Below are 20,492 nucleotides of genomic sequence, written 5' to 3'. Positions count from 1 at the left end.
CATTAGAAAGCTACAAAATGCCTCTATTCCATACTGCTTAAATTCTGTGGTGTAGTGCAAAAGCCCCATATTCCCCACAGCAAGCAGGACAAAGACAAAGCAACCAAAGGGAGAGAATAGTCTTTTGCCAATCATATATGCCAAAATAAGCGAGCCAATTCCACAGGCAAAAGGCAGGAGATATAGCACCCGCTCGCTATAGCCAAATGCTATCCCAAATGCCTTAGATACGACCAGTACTCCAACAGGCGCAGCTTGTGTAAAGGGAAGGGGTGCGAAAAATAGCTCCTTAAAAGAAACGCCATACATACTAAAAGCCAGCATTGCCTCATCAAGCCATAAGTCCTTGTGCCATAAGTAGCAGTAGATTCTAGCTAGCACGCCAAGGGCTAACACCATATAGACTAGATATGTCCAAATCGCGCTATTTGCACTTATGTTTTTAGATATTTTCATAACTACACCGATGCTTGGGGATTGAGATGTAAAAGCTCACATTATAGCAGAGTTTGGATCTATTAAGTGGATTCTGGGCGGTGGCTACCTATAGAGAGCAGGACTAGCACAAGCTTTATCGATTATAAGTAAGCTAAGCTTAGAATCATAAGTGGATAGCTTTTGGATAAGGCTCTTTAATCTCTCTCTAGCTAGAAGTTTGGCAATCAAGATAGACAAAAAGCCCAGAGATCACATCAAGTAGCAAGAAGCCCGAGGTGAGATAGAAGATAACTAGCTTAGATCTGCTTTAAGCGCGCTAGTTTTGTGTGTGGCATATCTCCCTACACAAGTGCTAGAGAAATTTGGGGGATATAGGTAACAAGCAGGAGTCCTACAAGCATCACAGCAAGCCACGGCAGCACAGACACCACGACATCTTTAAGCGCAAGCCCTGTGAGAGAGCTTGCGACAAAGAGATTAAGCCCCACAGGTGGGGTGATCATACCAATCTCCATATTTAGCACCATAATGATCCCAAAGTGTATAGGGTCAATCCCAAGTGAAACAGCTATGGGGAGTAATAGTGGGGTCATAATCATCACCACAGAGCTAGGCTCCATAAACTGCCCCATAACAAATAGCACGATATTAACCACGATCAAAAACACCCACCAGCTCATATTTTGCTCGATTAGAAACGCTGCGATGGCGTGGGGGATACGCTCGCTTGTGAGAAAGTGTGCAAACACCACCGCACAGCCGATGATAAGAAAAATCATCGCTGTGGTAATCGCTGCATCAAGGCACACAGCATAGAGATCTTTTAGACGCAAGTCTCTATAGACAAACACAGAGATGATAAAGGCATAGACCACCGCTATCCCCGCGGCTTCTGTGGCAGTAAAGACTCCACCATAGATTCCGCCAATGACTACGGCAATGATGAGTAATGCCCAAAATGCTCGCCCAAAGGCTTTAACACGGGTTTTTAGGCTCTCTTTCTCACTGCGCTTAAAACCCAGCCTTTTAGCTCCAAAGTATGTATAGAGCATCATAAGAAAGCCCACAAGTAGCCCCGGTAATACCCCAGCTTTAAAGAGCGCTTCAATAGAGACGGCGATTTCTTTTCCGTGCAAATCGCTTAGCCCACTTGCAGTAACTCCATAGACAATCATCACCACAGATGGTGGGATTAAAATCCCAAGACTTCCTGCGGTAGTGATCGCTCCTACAGAATAGGACTTAGGGTAGCCTGCTTGACTTAGAGCGACAAACATCACTGATCCTATGGCAACAACCGTTGCTGGAGAGCTACCACTCACTGCAGCAAAGATGACACACGCTAGAATCGCGCTCATAGGAAGCCCACCGGGCAAGTGCCCCACAAGCGATTTAGCAAAATCTACTATTCTCCCTGCTGCACTACCCTTACTAAGCAAAGAACCCGCTAGGATAAACATAGGGATCGCCATAAGCGTGGGCTTAAAAGCGGCTATAAATATATCTGGGATTCCAGCTATATCGTGGCTTGTGAAAAGTAGCAAACATATAAGAGAGCTAATGCCTAGCGCAATTGCCACAGGCACACCTAAAAGCAGTAGTACAAAAAGCAGTAAAAATAGCACAGCAAGGCTCATAATTGCTCCTGTTTGGTAGGAAAACTCCGCATTCTACTCCTTAATAGCAGTGTCGTGGATAATTTCATCTTGCGTTTTTTTGGCCACAAGCTCTGCTGGCGTGAAAGAGATTTCATAGATTTTTTCACATACGCGATAAGTCGCCCCAATAAATGCCAAAGGTAAGCATAACAGAAATATCCACAAAGGCACTTCGTGTAATGCTTCAGAATATCGCCCAAGATCATAATAAAGCTCACAGGTTACAATCCCAGCCCACGCCATAAATGCCAAAAACAAAGCACCAAGGATATGGGAGAGTAATACGCTAGCTTTTGCCCACTTTGGTGGGAACTTCTCTACAAGCACCATCACAGAAATATGCACACCCTTGCGGAATCCATACGCCGAGCCAAAGAGTGCGCTCCAAATAAAGCAGTAGCTTGAGACTTCTTCGCCCCACGCTAAGGAATGCACGCTAGGATAAAAGCCTGAAGCAAAACGCAAGCAGACATTGATGGCTACAATCGCCACTCCAGCTATAAGCCCAAATACTGCGATATTTTTGTTGATTTGCGCGATGATTGTATCAAGGACTTTGAAGAATTTTTGTATTTTAGGGTTTAAGTGCGCCCACACAAAAGGCGCACTTAAAAGTCGTAGCACTCTTTTCACGCGTGATTCTCTAGTTTGTTTCTAAGGTTTTTTGAATTAGCTCTTTTCCTACGATGCCATAGAGCTTAGGATAAATAGCTTTCATCGTGCTCGTCCATTGTGCTTTTTGCTCGTTAGAGAGCGTGTAGATTGTTAGTTTGTCGCTTTGTTTGGCATAGTCGTTGAGATTTGCTAGTAGCTGGCTCTCATCGCGCGCGCTTTCTTCTCGCTCAAATTCTGTGGCTTCTTTGATGGCTTGCTTTACTACTTCTTGCAAATCACTTGGCAACTCTCTCCAAAACTTCTCACTCATCACCACAAGATAGCCTAAATAGCCGTGGCTAGAGAGCGTTAGAGATTTTTGGACTTCGTAGAATTTGGAGTTGTAGAAGTTTGAGAGCGGATTCTCTGTCCCATCAACTACACCTGTTTGTAAAGCAGAATACACTTCACCAAAATTTATGACCTGTGGGTTTGCGCCCATAGCTTTGATCTGCTCTTCTAGCACTTTTGAAGTTTGGATTCTAAGCTTTTGTCCCTTGGCATCTTCTGGCACGATAATGGGCTTTTTATTAGAACTAAAGTGTTTGAATCCAGCGTCCCAATAATCCAGCGCGATAAAGCCCTTTTGTGCGATTTTTTCCTTCAAAATATCGCCCACTTCGCCATCCATTACCTTGTGCAAATGTTCACTATCTCTAAAAATGAAAGGCACATCCCAGAGATTGAACTCCTTAACAATAGGGGTGAATTTTGAGAAGCTCGGGGCTGCCATTTGGACATTGTTGCGCTTTAGTTCTTGGAAGACTTTGTCATCATCGACAAGCTGTGTAGATGGGAAAACTTCGACTTTGATTTTACCTTGGCTAAGCTCTTCCACGCGCTTGGCGAAAAAGTCTGCAGCCTTGCCTTTAGGTGTGCCAGAGCTAACAACATGGGAGAATTTAATCGTGTAGCTCTCTTGCTCTTTAGGTGCGCTATCACCACAGCCTAGAAGCCCTATACTAAGTGCGCTTAGCCCAAGCACTCCGCAGCATAATTTCACTATATTTGTGAGATTTGATCTTGCTTTCATTTACACTCCTTACCACTTTTAGATAGCTTATTCTAGCGCAAAATCCAGCCATTTAGCAGGCTTTTATAAGGTTATAGATATGTTTCTAGCTTTTGTAACGCTTTTTGCAATAGATGTTGGGTATATATACGCGCGCTTTTGTTGAGTGTGCGCGCTTGTGTCAGTGGTCTTGCTATCACATAGAAGTACCTGCATTTGCTCACCAGCGTGCATAGCTACGGACTTGGATTGTGGCAACACCACGCAGATATAAGCGCACTAAGTCAACATTTACTCTATATGGAGCTTTAAGAGCATTTGATATTAGAATCTAGCTCACAGTTTGCACTGCTTTAAGGACTCTAGAATCTTGCGCTCCTTTGGCGCATTTCTAGGCAGGACAAAGGCGTGAGCGGGGTAGGAAGCTTGGGGGATGATGGCTTTTGCGATTTGGTGATGACAATCTCGCTATTGTTGCTATAGTAATAAGCTTGTGGATAGACTCGCACAAAAGCCCACAGAAGCAGTAAGTATAAGGCGGAAGCGATGAAAGCTGCTGAAAATATCTTGGAAGTGGAAGTTGTTGCAAGGCTTTGGGCGTTTTCCACAGTCTGCAAAAGTGGATTCTAGGAAAAATGCTAAAAATGTAAAAAAGCCGAATCTTTGTTGTTACCACAAGCATCGCCCACTTACACACTGGTTCACCATCTCCACCCTTGGTATCCTTCCACTTCCGCGACGGCTTGCTCCACCTCCACTGCAATCACCCACTGATATCACACTGGCAAAGGGTAGAGTATGATACGCACTTGCTTGAAGCGCAGCAAGTCGCTCGATCACATAGCCCCCATCACTCAAGCGCGCTAGGAGATCTTGCCTTGTATAAACAGGGATTGTATAGGTGGCAAACTCTTCTTGGTTCATCAAAATATTTGTGGGGATAATGCGCGTGCCATCATTAGTGCGGATAGCGACCATAGCGTGTGAGCCTCTCTCCCCGCGCGGCGTGATTAAATCCATTAGTAAGATAAATACGCTTCCACCAGGTGCGCGCAGGACATAGTCAGCTACGCGCTCATTTTGCCTAGAGTTTAAGCCAAGTATGGGGATATTCCAATCATATTGAGGCAGAAGTGAAATCGCGCTTGCTACGGCGGTATTGTTGCTACTAAGAGAAATAAGCTCTGGGGTAACAAACTCACGCCGCACATAGAGACGAAACCACCCTAAAATATCGTGCAAACTCTCGTATAAAAGCGAGTGTCTAAACCTAAAGGATACAAAAGGGTTCGCACCATAGCGTGTGTCAAAGAAGTAGCCCCCAGAGCGTCTAGGGCTGCTAGGGTTCTCTAAAATCTCTGCGACAATTTGAAAGGATTGTAATAAACATACCCCGCAAATTCCCGCCGCACTCATTGATCGATCCGTGGTGGTAATAATGGCTAAAACTCTTTCACGCCACTCACTGCTAAAGCGGAAGTTTGGTGGTAGGGGTGTGGGCTTGGGGGAGCGTTTTTGCCGTGTTTTCTTAGGGGGGCTTTGGCTATTGCTTGGGGCTGGACAGGTGCTTAGGTTTTCACCATTGTTGGCATTGATAAATCGTAGCCACTCTAGCGCATCATTGCTTATGACAAAGCTAGAGATAGCAGCATTGCCCGTGTCGCCTTGCATATATTCTGGCGTGGCGATATAGGGTACACCCCACGATGGTCCATAGCGCGTAAGGCGCAAGGGGTTGTTTTGGAAATTGAGAAACGCTACTTCTTGTGCTTTAGTGGGGATTAGCTTCCAATAGGCTCGATTAAGCTTTGGTGGTGTCTCATCGGTGCATTTTGCCCACCATACCCAATTCCACATCGCGCCATTATCATCAGCATACATACAATCAAGCCTATGCTCCCCGCGATTATAGATAGCAATGTGTCCGCTTTGGAGATTGTAGTAAAGGGGTGTGGTGTTTTTGCTTGAGTGGTTGTTGGTAAGGAAGTAGCGCTCATTACCATATTGTGATGATACATCCCAAGCTATGAAAGTTTCTATGCTTAGATTGCCCGGCTGCGCTATAGTATTTACCCAGCTTTGCATAGCATCACTAAGTGTGTGGAAAAGTAGAGATGTATCGCGCTTTTTGGCAACATAAACATAATTGCCATCATCTTTTAGGATATATGTCTCTCTAGCATCATAAAACTGCATATCTTTAAGCTTCCATTGCTGGGCTTTGTTGTTGATCGTGCAGGGTGTTAGCAGTGCATAATCTTTGCTTGCTGTGCCTTTTGCTACAGAATCTGGCGCGGTGATACAAAACCAGCTACCATTGAGATTATACGCAAGCCGAGAGAAGACATCATAGCGTGCTTTTAGGGCATTTGCATCATTGCATAGGGTGAGCTGTAAGTAGATTGTGCCATTTGCCGAGGGAGATGGCATATAGCAGAGTGTATCGGTACTTGTATAGACTTTTATGGGCGTGTCTTTTGGAGTGGCGGCTTTCTTTAGCGTGGGGGTAGAATTTAGCACACTTTGTAGCGTGCATAGCAGTAGTAAAATAGAGAAACAAGAGCGCTTCATCGCCAACCTTTGTGTAGGGTTACGGATATTGTAGCACTTTAGCAAGTGGAGTGGCAGAATCTGCGGTATAGATAGTAGATAGGCGCATATAAAAGACTTGCCCAAAAGCCAAGATACCATAGCACAAAGCAAAAATGTCTATGGATGTAGCTATGAGATTTGCCAAGTACAAACCAGCTTAACGCAGACAAGGCAAAGCCCATAATTAGAGCAATGTAAAAGGCTCTATACGCTTTGCTAGATTCCTTAAAGCAGGCAAAAATACTTACCCCAAGCAAAAGAAGCATAAGAGGCTTGCTAAGGTAGATTCTAATAACTTCTAGGGCATTGGCATTAAGCGAAGCAGCATAAACTGGGTCAAAGTCTTTTGCGCTGCCCCCTACCATTCTGCGTAAAAAGTCGTTGCGATAAATATCTATAAGCCCAGCCCATAAATCTCCCCCACCGCGAATATAAGTATGAAGCATAAAAGTAAGTCCAAACCCTACACAAGCAAGGATGAAAAGCCCTAAGCCATAGTTGAAAGCCCTTTTTACTGAAAGACTGAGAAAAGGGGCTTTAGAATCTGTCAGCAGTTCATATACAAAGCTAACGATAAACGGGCTAAGAGAAAACAGAATAATGCTTGTGATAAACTCATAGCTCATACTTGCACGCAGGGCTATGGTAAGAGTAAAGACAAGGCAGAGTAGGGTAAGTATAGTTGTAGAGATGGGTTTGCTGTGCTTGCGTGGCGTGGTGGATTGCTTTGCCACTGCTTGCGCAGTGTCTTGCAATGACGGAGAAGCTTGATGTTTTTTTAGGATTCTAGGATTTGCGCTGTGGTTGTGGGAGTTTTGCGGTGTTTCTTTAGTAAAGTCCAATCCTTCTTTACCCCCCCCCCCAAGAGAATTTACAAGATATATATACAAATTATAAGCAACAATCGCAGGGAGAAACCAAAAGCCAAAACTAAAGTAAAGACTCCCGCTAAAGTTTGCCACCCAGCTACTTGTAAAAAGCGAGAGAAAAAAGATAATCCCAAAAGCTTTGCCAAAGATTTTACCTAGCAAAACCGCACATATAAGTAAGCATAGCGCGCTAAAAAATGCAGTGAGTCTATACAAGGGCTTTATACTCTCTAGCTCAAGCACATTATATAGCCACGCATATAAAAATCCCTGCACACCTATGGCAGATTGATAGTGGCTAAAGGAGAGCGCGCCTAGCTCATCGCTTTTGACAAAGCTTAGTCCATAGCCTTCCAAATCATAGTCGTGGCTTTGGGCTAGAATCGTGGCTGGGATATGGTAATCCACATCGCCGAAGTGGTTGGCATGCTGGTAAAATAGCGTGCTAGTAGCAAGTAGCACAAGTAGCATAAAGCTAGTGATATACACGCGTTTTTGCGCGATAGAATCTACCTTCCACACAAATTGTGTAAAAAGATCGCGTAACATTATTTGCTCCTTTATATTTTGCTTATTTGTTCTTGGCATATTGGTGGCAGGATTGTCAAAAAGTGGATTCTAGGATTTATGGTGAAGCTTCCATAGTTTTGGGGATTCTGGGGTAGGGGCTACCTTGTCGGTAATGACTGCCCCAAAACCACACACTCAACCGCATTACTCACCTAAAGTCGAATCTTATTCTTATTCACTTTTGCCCCCTTCTTGGTAGTCATAATCTGTGTTGATATGCCACAAATCACACTCCTTGCCCAAAATCTTATCCACACACATAAGCCCCATAAGAATGCTATGGTCTTGGTTGTTATACTTAAAGCTCCCATTACGCCCAATGAAATACAAGTCTTTAAACTCTTCAAGCGCGTTGTAGATTCTATGCAGATTATCTTTATAGCCTTTCTCATACACAGGATAGCTTTTGTGGATTTTAAGCACACTCGTGTTTTGTATAAGGCTAGAATCTGCTACAAGTCTAGATTCTAGTAAATCTCTTTTTGCCATCTCGCTTAAGGCGTTATCGTCTAGATTCCATAATGGATCATCATCATTTGCCCAATACTCAAGGCATAAAATCGCAGAATCTTTTCCACATTGTAGGTCTTTGGTCCAATTAGCAAAATTGGTGATTCTACCTGTGAGAGTATCTTTGCTATGCACATAAATCCAATTATCTTTAAATAATGCGGCTTGTTGCGATAAATGCGGGAGCTGCGAAAAATCGCGGCGGTCATTACCGCTAAGGTAACTCCCTTGCGATTTTTCTTGCAACCCACATTTCTCATCAACAATCCTAACATTATTTCTATCGTTGTAAGCGTTATTGTCAGGGTGGCTACAAAACACATTTTGTGCGTTTTTGCAAATCCTAGAATCCTTTGTGGAGTCGTTTAAATTTTGGATTTTATTACTAGAATCCCCTACTTCTACATAGACCAAAATCGTATTCCTAAATTTTAGCCCCATTGCTAATTCTTTCACACTAGAATCTAGCTCTTTTAAAGACAACACCATATCCCTAAAAGGTGCGGTAGAAATCACAATATCCCCGCTAAACTCGCCCTTGTTTGTGTGAATGCCTACCGCCTTTTTGTCCTTCGTTTTAATACCTAGCACTTCAATATCACAATGCACCACACCACCGTGCTTTATAATCTCTTGCTTCATATTTTCATACACCACACCACAACCCTTTTTAGGATAGCTAAACTCATCAACTAAAGTCTTATGCTTTTTTCCGCCACCGCCAAAAAACGCCGATTTTATCGCTTCATAGAGATTAAGCCCTTTAATGCGTTGTGCGGCAAAATCAGAATCTAGCGCATTGCATTGAATCCCCCAGAGCTTTTCTGTGTAGCTTTTAAAAAATATGCTATACAAATGATAGCCAAAGGCATTTGCTACCCAAGATTCAAAGCTATCCCCTTTAAAAGGGCTAATTTTTGCTTTTATGTAGCTTAGGACACAAAGAGTAGATTCTAAAAAACCAAGTTTAAAAAGTGCATCAAAGCCACGCAAAGGATAGTAGAAAAACTTGCGATTATAAAAGATTCTAGTTAAACGCGAGACTTTCTCATACTCGCCATTTGTATGGGCGTGCCAAAAGTCATTTAAGCGTTTATCTTTGCTAAAAAATCTATGCGGTCCAATATCCACAATCTGCGAAAATAGCTCTATGCTTTTACTCATACCACCCACTTTAGATTCTAGCTCAAAAATCTCCACGCTATATCCACTTTCACTAAGCACTCTTGCTGCACTAAGCCCAGCAGGTCCTGCACCGATGATTAAGATCTTTTTATACTCTTTCATTATTGTCCTTTGTGTGGGTTAATAGCGTGGGTTTGTATGCCAGTTGAGTGCGGATGATAGGATTGTCTCAATATCTGCAAAATATGGACTCCAGCCTAGAATCTGCTTTGCCTTAGTGCCATCACCAATGAGTGTGGCAGGGTCGCCTTCTCGTCTAGCTTCTATGGTATAGGGGATTTGTCTGCCACAGAGCTTGCTAGCACATTCTAATAACTCAAAGATAGAAAAGCCCTCCCCATTGCCAAGATTAAAGGCTTCACTTTTACCGCCATTTAAGAGATGCTTTAGGGCTAGAATATGCGCGCTTGCCAAATCATCTATGTGGATATAATCTCTCACACAAGAGCCATCTTTTGTAGGGTAGTCATCACCATAAATGCTTAGAACTTCTCTTTGCCCTAGTGCGGTTTGTAGAAGCAAGGGGATTAAATGCGTTTCAGGGCTATGGGATTCACCAATATTAAAAAGCATACTTGCTCCAGCGGCGTTAAAATAACGCAAGATTACATAGTTTAGTCCATAAGCGTTGCTAAAATCTTTCAGCATATTTTCTACTACAAGTTTTGAGTAGCCATAGGGGTTTATGGGATTTTGTGGGTGGGATTCTGTAATGGGTAGGTGCAAGGGGTGTCCATAGGTAGCACAAGTGGAGCTAAAGATAATGTTTTTGACATTTGCTTTACACATAGATTCTAGCAGACTAAGCGAGTTAGCGACATTGTTGTAATAATATTTACTAGGGTCTTTTACGCTTTCGCCTACATACGCAAAGGCAGCAAAGTGCATAACTGCTTGTATGTCATAAGTGCTAAAGATAGAATCTAGAGTAGCCTTATCGCTTAAATCGGCGCGGATAAAGGTGGTATTTTTGTGTGCAGTGTGTAGGTTTTGATCTAAACTTTTATGCCCCCCCCCCAAAGAAATTTTAGAAGTTACAAGAGACTCTAGCAAGGAAGTGCTAGCATTTGGCAGTGGCGCGTATTGCAAAGCAAGCTCATGTCCATAGATTAAATTATCTAGCACGATGGTTTGCAATCCAAGTGCGTTTAGCAGGGCGTTTGCGTGTGAGCCGATGTAGCCAGCTCCGCCGGTTACTAAAATGGGATTTGTCATAGCTGTGTCCTTAAGTAAGCGTGCATTATAGCACAATCATCTCAGGGCATAAAGCGTGAAATGCTCACTTGCATACGCGATAGAGAAGTGTGCTAGTTGCTTCTTGTCAAAGAGTGGGGCAAAGCTAGATTCTAGCAAATATTGCGCCTTATCTAGCCGCTCTAGTTTGCTTGTGGAGTAGCTTAGGCGATTGGTCGCTAGATAGAGTACGCGTGGCTTGAAAAACACAATTATATCGTTAGGTTTTGTATGCGTGGTGATAAACTCATAAACCCGCTTAGATTCTAGATCAAAGGCTTGTGGGTGGGACTCTTGGGATTTTAGGGCTAGGATCGCTTTTGGCAGGGCATTATGTTTGCTTGCTAGGTGATAGCTGTCTTTTAGCACAAAGTAGCCAAGCAGTAGCGCGCACATTGTGATGATAAGCTTAGGATGCTTGGAGTAGGTCTTTTGCATACCCCAAGCAATCCATATCACCACAAATGGCAGGACACTAAACACAAAGCGAATGCCTTGTAATGGGGGCCAAAGGATTAAAATCGCCAACGATGCCCCCACAAACAATAGCGCAAACATATCGCGCTTATAGCACTCACTAAGCCCCAAAACGAGAAAATACAAGCATATAGCCCACGCAAGTAACCCCAAAGGATTGGGGAGTAAAAAGGCATATCTAGATTCTAGGAGACTAGGTGCAAGTAGGGTAAGTGGATTTGGCAGGGCAAAGAAGTCGCCCCAGATTCCAGCATAGTAGAGAATGTTGCGCACGATACTTTTAAGAGAAATGCTCTCCACTAGCACGGCAATATGTCCCTCTCCACCAGCAGAGTCTAACATATAGCGCATAAGCACTACCCCAAGCACGAACACCACATAAGGCACAGCACTCAAGGCTAGATATTTGAGATCTTGCTTTTGGATTCTAGCGATATAGTAGAGATGTATAGCGCATAGGGCTACAAAGATTGCTATACCATTGCTACGGATGAGATAGGCATAAAGCATACAAATCCCACCAAGCACCCCTAAAATAAGTGGCCCTAAACTTTTATGTCCCCCCCCCCCAAAGAAATTTTAGAAATATTAGAAGTCATAGCAGAGGTATGAAGCTTGCGTGCTTGCTCTGTTGTTATGATAAATGCTTGTAGCACCACCACTGCTATAAAGCTTGCACTCATATAGGCAATATCACTTAGGATATTACTACTAGCAAAGACTAAGAGCATAGGATTTAGCACGAAAGCTAGCGTGAGAGCAGTACTAGCTCCCATAGAAAACCGCCTAGCCACATAGCAGTAAAAGCAGATAATGAAGAGTAAAAAAAGCGCTACATTGACACATTTAAGCGCAGCTAGATTCTCTCCAAAGACCGCAAGCACTGGTACAAGTAGTAGCGGATACCCCCACGGATAGACATTTGGACCATAGGGGAAGTCGCTGTAGCTCATCATTAGCGTGTTATTGGCGATTTGGGTGGGGATTGTGCTGGCTATGATGGCTTTTGCTTGGGTGATATATTGGGAAAAGTCCCCACCCCAATTGTGGTTGCCATCTATAAGAGCTAGCATAAATGTAGCACTCATACACGCAAGCACACAAGCGATGATAAATGATATAAAACCTTTCATACTAGCTCCTTACAACGCGAAGTATAGCATACTACCCTAGTAGGGTGATTTGGCGATAGTCGATAGACTCGCATTTGCTTAGGGCATCATCTTTGAGTGTGTGGAGCTTGCGCGCCACAAGTGCCTTACGCAAAGACAAACGCCAATCCCCAGACAAATCCTCCCAAAACAGCGCGCGAAGCGAGTCATCAATGCTAAGATGCTCCGCAAGTACTATGCGCCCCTTAATCCCGCTACCATCGCAGATTTCACAGCCCCTAGAGATATAGCCTTGTGGAGTTTTGTGTTTGCAGTTATCACAGAGCTTGCCTACAAGCCTTTGGGCTATGATGCACAGCAAGCTTGTCGCTACTACAGAGCGCGCTGCCCCCATCTCAAAGAGTCGTTCAAGGCTAGAGATGCAATCGTGGCTATGCAGGCTTGCTAGCACTAAATGCCCTGTAAGAGAGGCATTAAGTGCTAGATCTAGGGTTTGCTTATCTCGGATTTCGCCCACTAGGATAATGTCCGGGTCTTGGCGCAGGGTGGATTTTAGAGCTTCATAGAAAGAGAATCCTATGTCTTCATTAAGCTGAATTTGCGTCGCTGATGGGATTTGATACTCGATAGGGTCTTCTATGGTGATGATCTTTTTCTCCAAGGTTTGTAGCTCTTCTAAGAGTGCATAGAGTGTGGTGGATTTCCCACTGCCAGTTGGTCCTACAACAAGGATAAGTCCGCTTTTTTTAGCGATGGATTCTCTTAGCACGCTTGCGGTGCTAGATGATAACCCAAGGGTATCAAGGTTAAGATGAGTAATATGCTTATGCAAAATCCGCACGACAATGGACTCCCCATACAAAAGTGGCATACAAGATATGCGGAAGTCGTAGTCTTTGTGTAAAAAATCTTTTTGCATTCGCCCATCTTGGGGTAGGCGTGTTTCTGTAATATCAAGCCTAGAATCTAGCTTGATTTTACTAGAGAGCTTACTAAAGTCATCAAGCTCAATGCGCCCAATCTCGCGCAAGACTCCATCAATCCTTAGGCGAATACTCGCGTAGTAGGTTTTATGCTCGATATGGACATCACTTGCGCCAAGTGCTAGGGCTTGCTGTAAGAGATAATGCAGCCTAGCCTCTACCTCATCAAGCAAGTAAAAATGCTCTACAAAGCCCACCGCCCTTACAATCCAATAAAAACAAAACGAGCTTTCAAGGTAGAATTCTAGCTGCTTGCCTAGAGCTAGGTGGGGGGCTAGATGATGTGCTAAGAGTTGCTTAGATTGCTCACTATCTCGGGCTAGCACGATTGTGATATGCGTGTCAGTGATTGCATAAATGATCGCGCCAAACTTCTCACATAAGCTTGCAGGTAGAATCTCTGTGTGGAGCTTGCTTGGGGCAAAGCTTGATAGATTTAGTTTTTTTATTGTTTCTGCCATTTCTGCTAGTCCCTAGAATCCATAGTAGCGTTTAGCTTGGAGATAGAGTGTATAGGCGGCTTGCTTTTGCTCAATGCTCGCGCGGTAATCTTGCTCAAAGGAGAGCCAATACAGCTCCCACACTTCCTTGCCACCATTGTGGAGTAAAAATGCGCGATACAGCCAGATTCTAGCGCGTGTAAAATCTTGGGCTAAAATCTGGCTTTTAGCAATGCTTAGGGCATTTGTGTAGGTAAGATTGCCTGTAATAATGCTCTCTTTCTCATCAACAGCTGGGATTGCTGGGGGCTTTGTGCTTAGGGCTTGGAGAGAGTCCCCTATACCAATGTTGCTTTTGCTTGGGGTGTTAGTTTGTGTTCGCGCTTGCTTGGGTAGGCTTGTGGGGATAGCGGTGGGCGCGCTAGATTCTAGAGCTTTGGCTCTACGCAGGCTATCTTGGCGTTCGTTTTGACGCTCATAGAGTATGCCTAGCACAAACACACTCCAAAGTCCAAAGCACACACTTAAGCAAAGTAGGGCTAGTGTGATGAGCGCATTTCTTTTGGCTAGATATTGTGCAAGGAGTGTGCGCAGAAGCGTTGTAGTATAAGTACTTGTTTGCTTGCAAAATACCCTTGCTTTATTGACTGCGTTATTAAGCACTCCATATACTTGGTACGCTTTGGATTTTAGGGTAGTATAGATTCTAGTGCAAGTGAGAGTAAGCTTTATGCGTATTTGTGCGAGCTTGCTTGTAGTGGATTTTAGGGATCTAGGCTTCATTGATTGTGTAGGGTATGCTTTGATTATCGATAATGGTTGGGGTGATTATAATGACCATTTCGCGCTTTTGCTTTATGTTCTTTTTGTAAGAAAAGAGATATTTAATAATGGGGATCGCGCCTAGCAAAGGAAGCCGCTTGGTTTGAGTGGAGTTACTCTCGCTAATGAGTCCGCCTAAAATCACGCGCTGTCCATTTTGTATGCGCACAATGGAGGAGAGCTGATTGGTGGAGAGATTTGGCGGGGCGTTTAGGGCTTGGGCTTGGTTTTCTATGGAAGGATCTTTTGCCGCGGTTATGGAGGGGTTGATTTTTAGGATAATTTCCTGCCCATAGATTGAGGGCGTTACATCTAGCAGCACACCGCTAAAGACGCTTGGGTATTGGTAGCCGGTGTTTTGGATTGTGCTGGAGTTAGTTGAGGTTTGGTAGATTAGGCTTTGGGAGTAACGCAGGACATTGCCCACGGAGATGATGGCTGGCTGGTTATTTAGGGTGATGATTTTTGGGTTAGAGACAGATTTGGTTTTGCCATATTCTTGGAGAAATTGCACGATCTGCCCGATACTTAAATTTTGCGAGAAGACATACACACCATAATCAAGTCCGCTAGGGCTAGCACTAAAGAGTGGGGTGCTGGCATTTGGTGCGGTGTTAATGCCTAGCTCAAAGAGCTTGCCCCAATTTACACCAATAGTGTTTATATCGTTATGCTCTATGTGGAAGATTTGCACATCAATTTGCACTTGCTCTCTTAGGCGCGCTTGCAGGGTTTCTAGGTAGATTCTAGCGCGATCTAGCTGGCTTGGCGTGGCATTTATGGTGATAAGCCCAGCACCTTTGTTGATGATAATGCGCGGGTGCTTTGGGTGGTAGCTGTCGTTTTCTTGGTAGATTATGGCTATTAGCTCATTTTCTAAATCACCCCAAAAATTTAGCTCATCAATAGAGTAGATTTTCGTCCCTGACTTGCCAAATACAGGGCTTTGCGTGCCTTGTGTTAAGGCTTTTGTTTGTATATCATCGCCTAGGGGGTTGGTGGCGTAGGGCTGGTGGTAGCTTGTGTGTGGGGTTAGAGACTGGGCTTGGGACTCTTGCCCATAGACAACATCGGTATTAGAGCTACCCACGCGTGCGGTAGCGATGTAGTTGATATGGAAAGTTTGGGTGTGTAGGTGGCTAAAGCGGATTAGTCCTTGCTCTAGGGAGTAGTGTGTATCGCTAGCTTTGGCTATGGTGGAGAGAATCTCTTGTATCTTTGCCTTGTGGAAAGAGAAACTTACTTTTGTTTTATCCAAGGCATTTTGGGCGTTGTTTTCTAGAATTAAGGAGAGCTTGCACTCAAGTGCGATTTCTTCTAGTAGGAGCTTGGGGGAGAGATTGGGCTTGCTTTGAAGAGTGAAAGATCGATTTGCACATTCATTAGCTTGGGTTATAGAAAGTAGGAGAGTGCATACTAGCAATAAGCCTAGAATCTGGCACATAAGCTTAGGGAGATAGAATCTAAAGGTAGATTCTAGGCTTAAGGTGATCATTCAAAGACTCTTTTTTGCAGGGCTAGGGTCTTTTTGTTACCCTTTTTGTCCATTAGCGCGACTTCTTGTGCATTGATATGTGTGATGGTAAAGCCTCCGATTTTATCCCCTTGCTTATACCAAGTGTTGTGGATTAGGGCTTTATGGTTTAAAATCGCAGAGACTTTTAGCTCAATCTCCTTTTCGCCAAAGACATTGTATATGCGATGATTATGTGTTAAAGGCGCGTGCAAAAGCGCACTGACTTGCTCTTGTAGGCTCTGGGCAAAAAGACTTAGCGCACATAGCTGCATAGCCCACGCATACCGCTTCATCACAGCTCTCTAAGCTTATGGAGTGTTTCTCCTAGATTTAGCACATCAAAGGACAGCTCTAAGCTACTTGCAAAAGGGGCTTTAATGACAAGATTTTCGATGAAGACAAAATATTGCGCTTCTAGTAGCTCAATAATGTCCTCTAGCATATCCACATCACCTACAGTGCTAAAGGATAGATACGCACCCTTATGTTTCTCGCCTTTGCTAAAACGCGCTAGCTTTGTGGCAAGCTGAGCGTTAGTAAGTGCGCGCTCTTGTAGGCTATGTAAGAGCTGCTGTTTATAAGCTAGGGTGCTTGCTAGCTCCTCTTGTGAGCTTGACTGGGCTAAGGTGGATTCTAGCGTTTGTGCAAGCTTCTCTTGCGTGTCATAAGCAAACTTGCTTTGTGTCAGGGTGGCATCAAGTGGTGGCAAGATCGCAAGGAAAGCCACGCCAGCGCATAGCACCAAAGGTAGGGCAAAGAGTGCGAGCTTTTCACGCGGGCTTTTTTGCATAAGCCAAAGATCGCAAGTGGTAAATAGTCTAGGCATAGCCAATCTTTAGCGTGATTTTTGTACCAAAGACATCGCTTGGGTGTAGCTCTTCTTCTGTGGAGATGATCTCAAGGTTTAGACTCTGCTGCAAGGACAGTAGCAAAGTTTGGAGATTTTCTTGATTTTGCGATTGACAGGAGAACTCTAGGAGTGTCTCGCCCTTTTCTAGCCCACCATTTATCTGCAAATAAGTGATCCAAGTCTCGTGCTTGCGTGCTATTTGTGAGAGCGTGGAGAGAATCTCTAGGCGAGAAGTGTAGCGGGATTTAATGGTGTAGAGATGGTGGATGGTGTCAGTGATTTGGGTGTTTTGATGAGGTAGCTTGCTTATGGCTAGGCTTTGGGACTTTAGAGTTTGGGTGAGCTGTGCATTATGCGCGTGCAAATCGCTTGCACGACTATCAAGATAGCTAGCATATAGAAGCTTGCAAAATGGTAGCGCAAGGATAAGCGCGGAGCACGCTACAAGCCCTAATCCCTGCCAAAAGCTACTTGTCTGCAAGAGTTGCTTGGCGTGTGGATTATAGAGTGGGGTAAATCGCTGGGAGTGCAAGGAGTCATCAAGGACTTGATAAAGTGGCTTTGTGATAGATTCTATGCGCACTAAGCTAGAATCTAGTGTGTGTAGATCTAGCGCACTTGGGAAAAGATCTTGATAGTAGAAGATTGTCTTAGGGCTATTATACATTGAGTCAATAAATCTAAGCGCATCACGGAGTGATGTGATATCGCTACACACGCATTCATAAAGTAGCGCACCTTTGTCATAGACACAAAGCCAATCATCGAGTAAAAATACTCCACTTACTTGCTTATCTTGTGCAAGTGGGAGCAGGATGAGTGGGATAAGGATTTGCGCGCTTAAGTCTTCATAGATTCTAGGTGAGCCACCTGTACCTTGGGGATTTGCTTGAGTATCTACAAGTTCGCGCGCGAAGATTTTATACTGCTTCACTGGACTTTGTGGGGCTGGTGTGCCAAGCGGGATAGCACTAAAGAGATATGTCTTGCTAGGCTCAAGGATCTGCTTTTGCACGCAAATATCATATAATTCTTTTTGGCTGGGCTCTTGCTTTTGGCAGGAGATGGTGGCTAGCTGTAATGATGAGTGCGCGACACAAGAGACACGGATATGGCGGAAGCTAGGCTTGATAGCCTGCCCACTACTATCTAGGAATATATGGGGAGAGTCTGTGCTACTCTGTGCTCTTGCGTAGGCGAAATATCTCGCAGTAGTCGCATACCTTTGAGCCAAGCTAGTCATACAGATCCTTAACAAGCTTTTTGCAGGGGACGGAGATTTGCTCTCTTAATATAAGCTTAATGCCTCTTTAATTACGCAGGTTCATCGATTCTAGCCAAATGCCTAAATTGTTGTCAATATGGATTCTAATTTTTTATTTTAGGTGTTACATTTTATACAAAAACCCAAATATCCAGGTAAAAACATTGGCGGCATAGTCTGCCCCATTTTTTAGCATCAAACTGCCACTAACTCCAGTCGTTAAGCAAAAATTTGTTACGGGAATGTTATACAAAAATTCGGCTCTCCATAATCCATAGATTGAATCAATTTGGCGATCCACTACGATTGGCGTGGGATAATCACTAGTAATATGAGCTTTAAATTATGAGTATATACCTAGAATCTAAGCGCGTATTGCTCGATGGACTTTTCCCATAGATAGGGGTTTAGCGCACACCATACTTCTTCTGCGACATTTTGTGCGTTTTCTAGTGCTACATTGCCACTAGCTAGAGCTAGAATCTGCTCCTTTGTCTCTTTAGCATTAGGCACAAGTGAGCATTCTAGGAAGTCCTTAGAGTGCGCAATATCTAAAAACCACTCTTTTAGCCCATTTTGGCTTTTATCACGCGCTATCCAATCTGCCATAGGTGCATTAAATCCTAGCTTTGGCTTGCGCCAAGTAACAGAGCTTGGCATAAGTGTGCCAATACTATCGCGCAAGAGCTTTTTGGTATAGCCGCCACCGACTTTGTAGTGATAAGGCAGGCTAAACATAAACTCCACAAGCCTATGATCCATAAAGGGCATTCGTATCTCTATGCTTGAGATCATCGAGCATTTATCATAATCGCGGATAATCACAGGCAGAAGTGTCTCAAAAAACAGCACATATAGCACTTGATTGAGCGTATCCATCGCCTGAAAGTTTGGGTGGCCAGAATCTGCACTTTGCACGATTTCTCTGCCAATGAGTCGCTTTACCCCTGTACGCGCAAGCATGTTTAGGCTAGATTTTAACACTTTGAGAGTGGATTCTGGGTGTAGGCGTGTGCCATTAGTAGTGTGCATAAGCTGCCATAATCGCACAGGGTGGAATCTACTATCCCATAACGCATAAGGGATATGCCCATACCCACAGAAAAGCTCATCAGATCCGTGTCCATCAAGGCTTACGGTAATGCCATTGCTCCTTTGCTCTTTATAAATCAAAATATCGTGCAAGAGTATGCGCCCATAGAGATCTTCTAGCATATAAAAATATTTATGGATATTGTCCCACTCTTTTAGCGGCTCAATCTCCTTAAAAGTCGCATTTATACCGATATGATCGACCACTTGCTTAGCATACCAGCTCTCATCTTGATGCGTGTCTTTAAAGCAGGCGACAAAGGCGTGCTGCCAGTCCTTTTGTGTTTGCATTCCCTGCTTGGCAAGATGCGCCATCGCGCAAATCACCGCGCTAGAATCTAGCCCCCCGCTAAGCGCAGTGCCTATGGTAACATCTGAGCGCATTCGCACCTTTACCGCATCGCAAAAGAGTGTGAAAAACTCCTGTGTTGCTAGCTCATAGGTGTTAGGAGCTGGGCGGAGATGGTCTAGGATATTGTAGTAACGCTTTGGAGTAAGCCTGCTCTCGCCTAGGCTGATATAAGCATAGTGTGAGTAAGGGAAGCGGTAGATCCCATCTACTAGGGTATCGTGAGTCTGTGGATAGGAGAAGATATTTGCCCTAGCACTCATCGCGCTAAAGGTGCGCGAGGGCGATATTTGCTCTAAGTATGGATAAATGGCTTTCATCTCACTAGCAAAGAGTAGTTGCCTCTCTCCTTTGCTAGTGGTGATAAATGCGTAAAACAGGGGCTTTTTCCCAAAGCGATCGCGGGAGAGAAAGAGGCGTTTGGCTCTGTGATCATAGATTGCTAATGCCCACATGCCATTAAATTTCTGCAAGCACTGCTCTCTCCACTCTATAAAGCTTACTAACGCGACTTCAGTATCACTTTGTGTATGAAAAACATAGCCTTTAGCACTAAGCTGCTCGCGTAGCTCAATATAGTTGTAAATCTCTCCATTAAAAACTATGCTATAAAGTGGGCTTTGATCATTTCGCCCCCCCCCCCCAATATTACTATTTATAAAGTGCATTGGTTGATTGCTATGCTCGTTGGTATCGATGATTGAGAGTCGTCTGTGCCCTAGTGTGATAGATTCTCCTACATACACACCAAAGGCATCTGGACCCCTGTGGGTAAGTGTGTGTAAAGCCTTGGTGAAGTTTTCTGTATCGCTCTGCCCCAAAATCCCTAAAATACCGCACATAATAGCTCCTTGCATAAAAATGGC

18 protein-coding genes are annotated in these 20,492 nt (G+C 44.0%); all 18 read right to left on the bottom strand.

Translation table 11 applies throughout. The features are described from left to right. On the bottom strand, positions 1 to 456 hold a 456-nt coding region (locus IKB69_RS05725), incomplete at its 3' end, for a hypothetical protein (RefSeq protein ID WP_290947138.1). Positions 457 to 779: 323 nt separating this feature from the next. Continuing rightward, positions 780 to 2,075: a TRAP transporter large permease subunit gene (locus IKB69_RS05720; protein WP_290947135.1), complete on the bottom strand. Its 1,296-nt coding sequence runs from the start codon at positions 2,073 to 2,075 to the stop codon at positions 780 to 782. A gap of 33 nt (positions 2,076 to 2,108) precedes the next feature. Further along, entirely contained in the window at positions 2,109 to 2,729 is a 621-nt protein-coding gene (locus IKB69_RS05715) for a TRAP transporter small permease (RefSeq protein WP_363240294.1), read from the bottom strand. A gap of 10 nt (positions 2,730 to 2,739) precedes the next feature. Then, positions 2,740 to 3,783 (bottom strand): DctP family TRAP transporter solute-binding subunit, encoded by a 1,044-nt coding sequence (locus tag IKB69_RS05710; RefSeq protein ID WP_290947132.1) that lies wholly within the window; start codon positions 3,781 to 3,783, stop codon positions 2,740 to 2,742. 341 nt (positions 3,784 to 4,124) lie between these two features. Beyond that, positions 4,125 to 4,379, bottom strand: a complete 255-nt coding sequence (locus IKB69_RS05705; RefSeq protein WP_290947129.1) for a hypothetical protein — start codon at positions 4,377 to 4,379, stop codon at positions 4,125 to 4,127. A 52-nt stretch (positions 4,380 to 4,431) separates the two neighbouring features. Further along, positions 4,432 to 6,333, bottom strand: a complete 1,902-nt coding sequence (locus IKB69_RS05700) for a DUF1561 family protein (RefSeq protein ID WP_290947127.1) — start codon at positions 6,331 to 6,333, stop codon at positions 4,432 to 4,434. Positions 6,334 to 6,371: 38 nt separating this feature from the next. Continuing rightward, positions 6,372 to 7,772, bottom strand: coding sequence for a hypothetical protein (locus tag IKB69_RS05695; protein WP_290947124.1), 1,401 nt, complete (start codon positions 7,770 to 7,772; stop codon positions 6,372 to 6,374). A 192-nt stretch (positions 7,773 to 7,964) separates the two neighbouring features. Next, positions 7,965 to 9,590, bottom strand: coding sequence for an FAD-dependent oxidoreductase (locus tag IKB69_RS05690; protein WP_290947122.1), 1,626 nt, complete (start codon positions 9,588 to 9,590; stop codon positions 7,965 to 7,967). An 18-nt stretch (positions 9,591 to 9,608) separates the two neighbouring features. Beyond that, positions 9,609 to 10,703 (bottom strand): UDP-glucose 4-epimerase GalE, encoded by a 1,095-nt coding sequence (gene galE, locus IKB69_RS05685; protein ID WP_290947120.1) that lies wholly within the window; start codon positions 10,701 to 10,703, stop codon positions 9,609 to 9,611. 36 nt (positions 10,704 to 10,739) lie between these two features. After that, positions 10,740 to 11,708, bottom strand: coding sequence for a hypothetical protein (locus IKB69_RS05680; RefSeq protein WP_290947118.1), 969 nt, complete (start codon positions 11,706 to 11,708; stop codon positions 10,740 to 10,742). Positions 11,709 to 11,743: 35 nt separating this feature from the next. Beyond that, a complete protein-coding gene (locus IKB69_RS05675; protein WP_290947114.1) occupies positions 11,744 to 12,331 on the bottom strand; it encodes a hypothetical protein in 588 nt (195 codons plus the stop codon). 31 nt (positions 12,332 to 12,362) lie between these two features. Beyond that, a complete protein-coding gene (locus IKB69_RS05670; protein ID WP_290947111.1) occupies positions 12,363 to 13,754 on the bottom strand; it encodes a GspE/PulE family protein in 1,392 nt (463 codons plus the stop codon). A 12-nt stretch (positions 13,755 to 13,766) separates the two neighbouring features. Then, positions 13,767 to 14,516 carry a hypothetical protein gene (locus IKB69_RS05665; RefSeq protein WP_290947108.1) on the bottom strand — a complete coding sequence of 250 codons (750 nt, stop codon included), beginning with the start codon at positions 14,514 to 14,516 and terminating at the stop codon, positions 13,767 to 13,769. After that, the gene (gene mshL / locus IKB69_RS05660) at positions 14,506 to 16,050 is read right to left on the bottom strand and encodes a pilus (MSHA type) biogenesis protein MshL (protein WP_290947106.1); all 1,545 of its coding nucleotides are present in this window, start codon (positions 16,048 to 16,050) and stop codon (positions 14,506 to 14,508) included. The genes IKB69_RS05665 and mshL overlap by 11 nt, the downstream gene beginning before the upstream one ends. After that, positions 16,047 to 16,364 (bottom strand): hypothetical protein, encoded by a 318-nt coding sequence (locus IKB69_RS05655; RefSeq protein ID WP_290947103.1) that lies wholly within the window; start codon positions 16,362 to 16,364, stop codon positions 16,047 to 16,049. The genes mshL and IKB69_RS05655 overlap by 4 nt, the downstream gene beginning before the upstream one ends. Beyond that, positions 16,364 to 16,897, bottom strand: coding sequence for a type II secretion system protein GspM (gene gspM, locus IKB69_RS05650; RefSeq protein WP_290947099.1), 534 nt, complete (start codon positions 16,895 to 16,897; stop codon positions 16,364 to 16,366). Before gspM ends, IKB69_RS05655 begins: the two co-directional genes overlap by 1 nt. Next, entirely contained in the window at positions 16,890 to 18,164 is a 1,275-nt protein-coding gene (locus IKB69_RS05645; protein WP_290947097.1) for a hypothetical protein, read from the bottom strand. The genes gspM and IKB69_RS05645 overlap by 8 nt, the downstream gene beginning before the upstream one ends. A 378-nt stretch (positions 18,165 to 18,542) precedes the next feature. Further along, entirely contained in the window at positions 18,543 to 20,468 is a 1,926-nt protein-coding gene (gene asnB / locus IKB69_RS05640) for an asparagine synthase (glutamine-hydrolyzing) (RefSeq protein ID WP_290947095.1), read from the bottom strand. Positions 20,469 to 20,492 lie beyond the last annotated feature (24 nt).

Origin of the sequence: Helicobacter sp. (assembly GCF_017502485.1) — a bacterium.
GTDB lineage: Bacteria > Campylobacterota > Campylobacteria > Campylobacterales > Helicobacteraceae > Helicobacter_B.
Note: the sequence above shows the minus strand (reverse complement) of the source record. Positions and strands in the feature narration are given on the sequence as shown.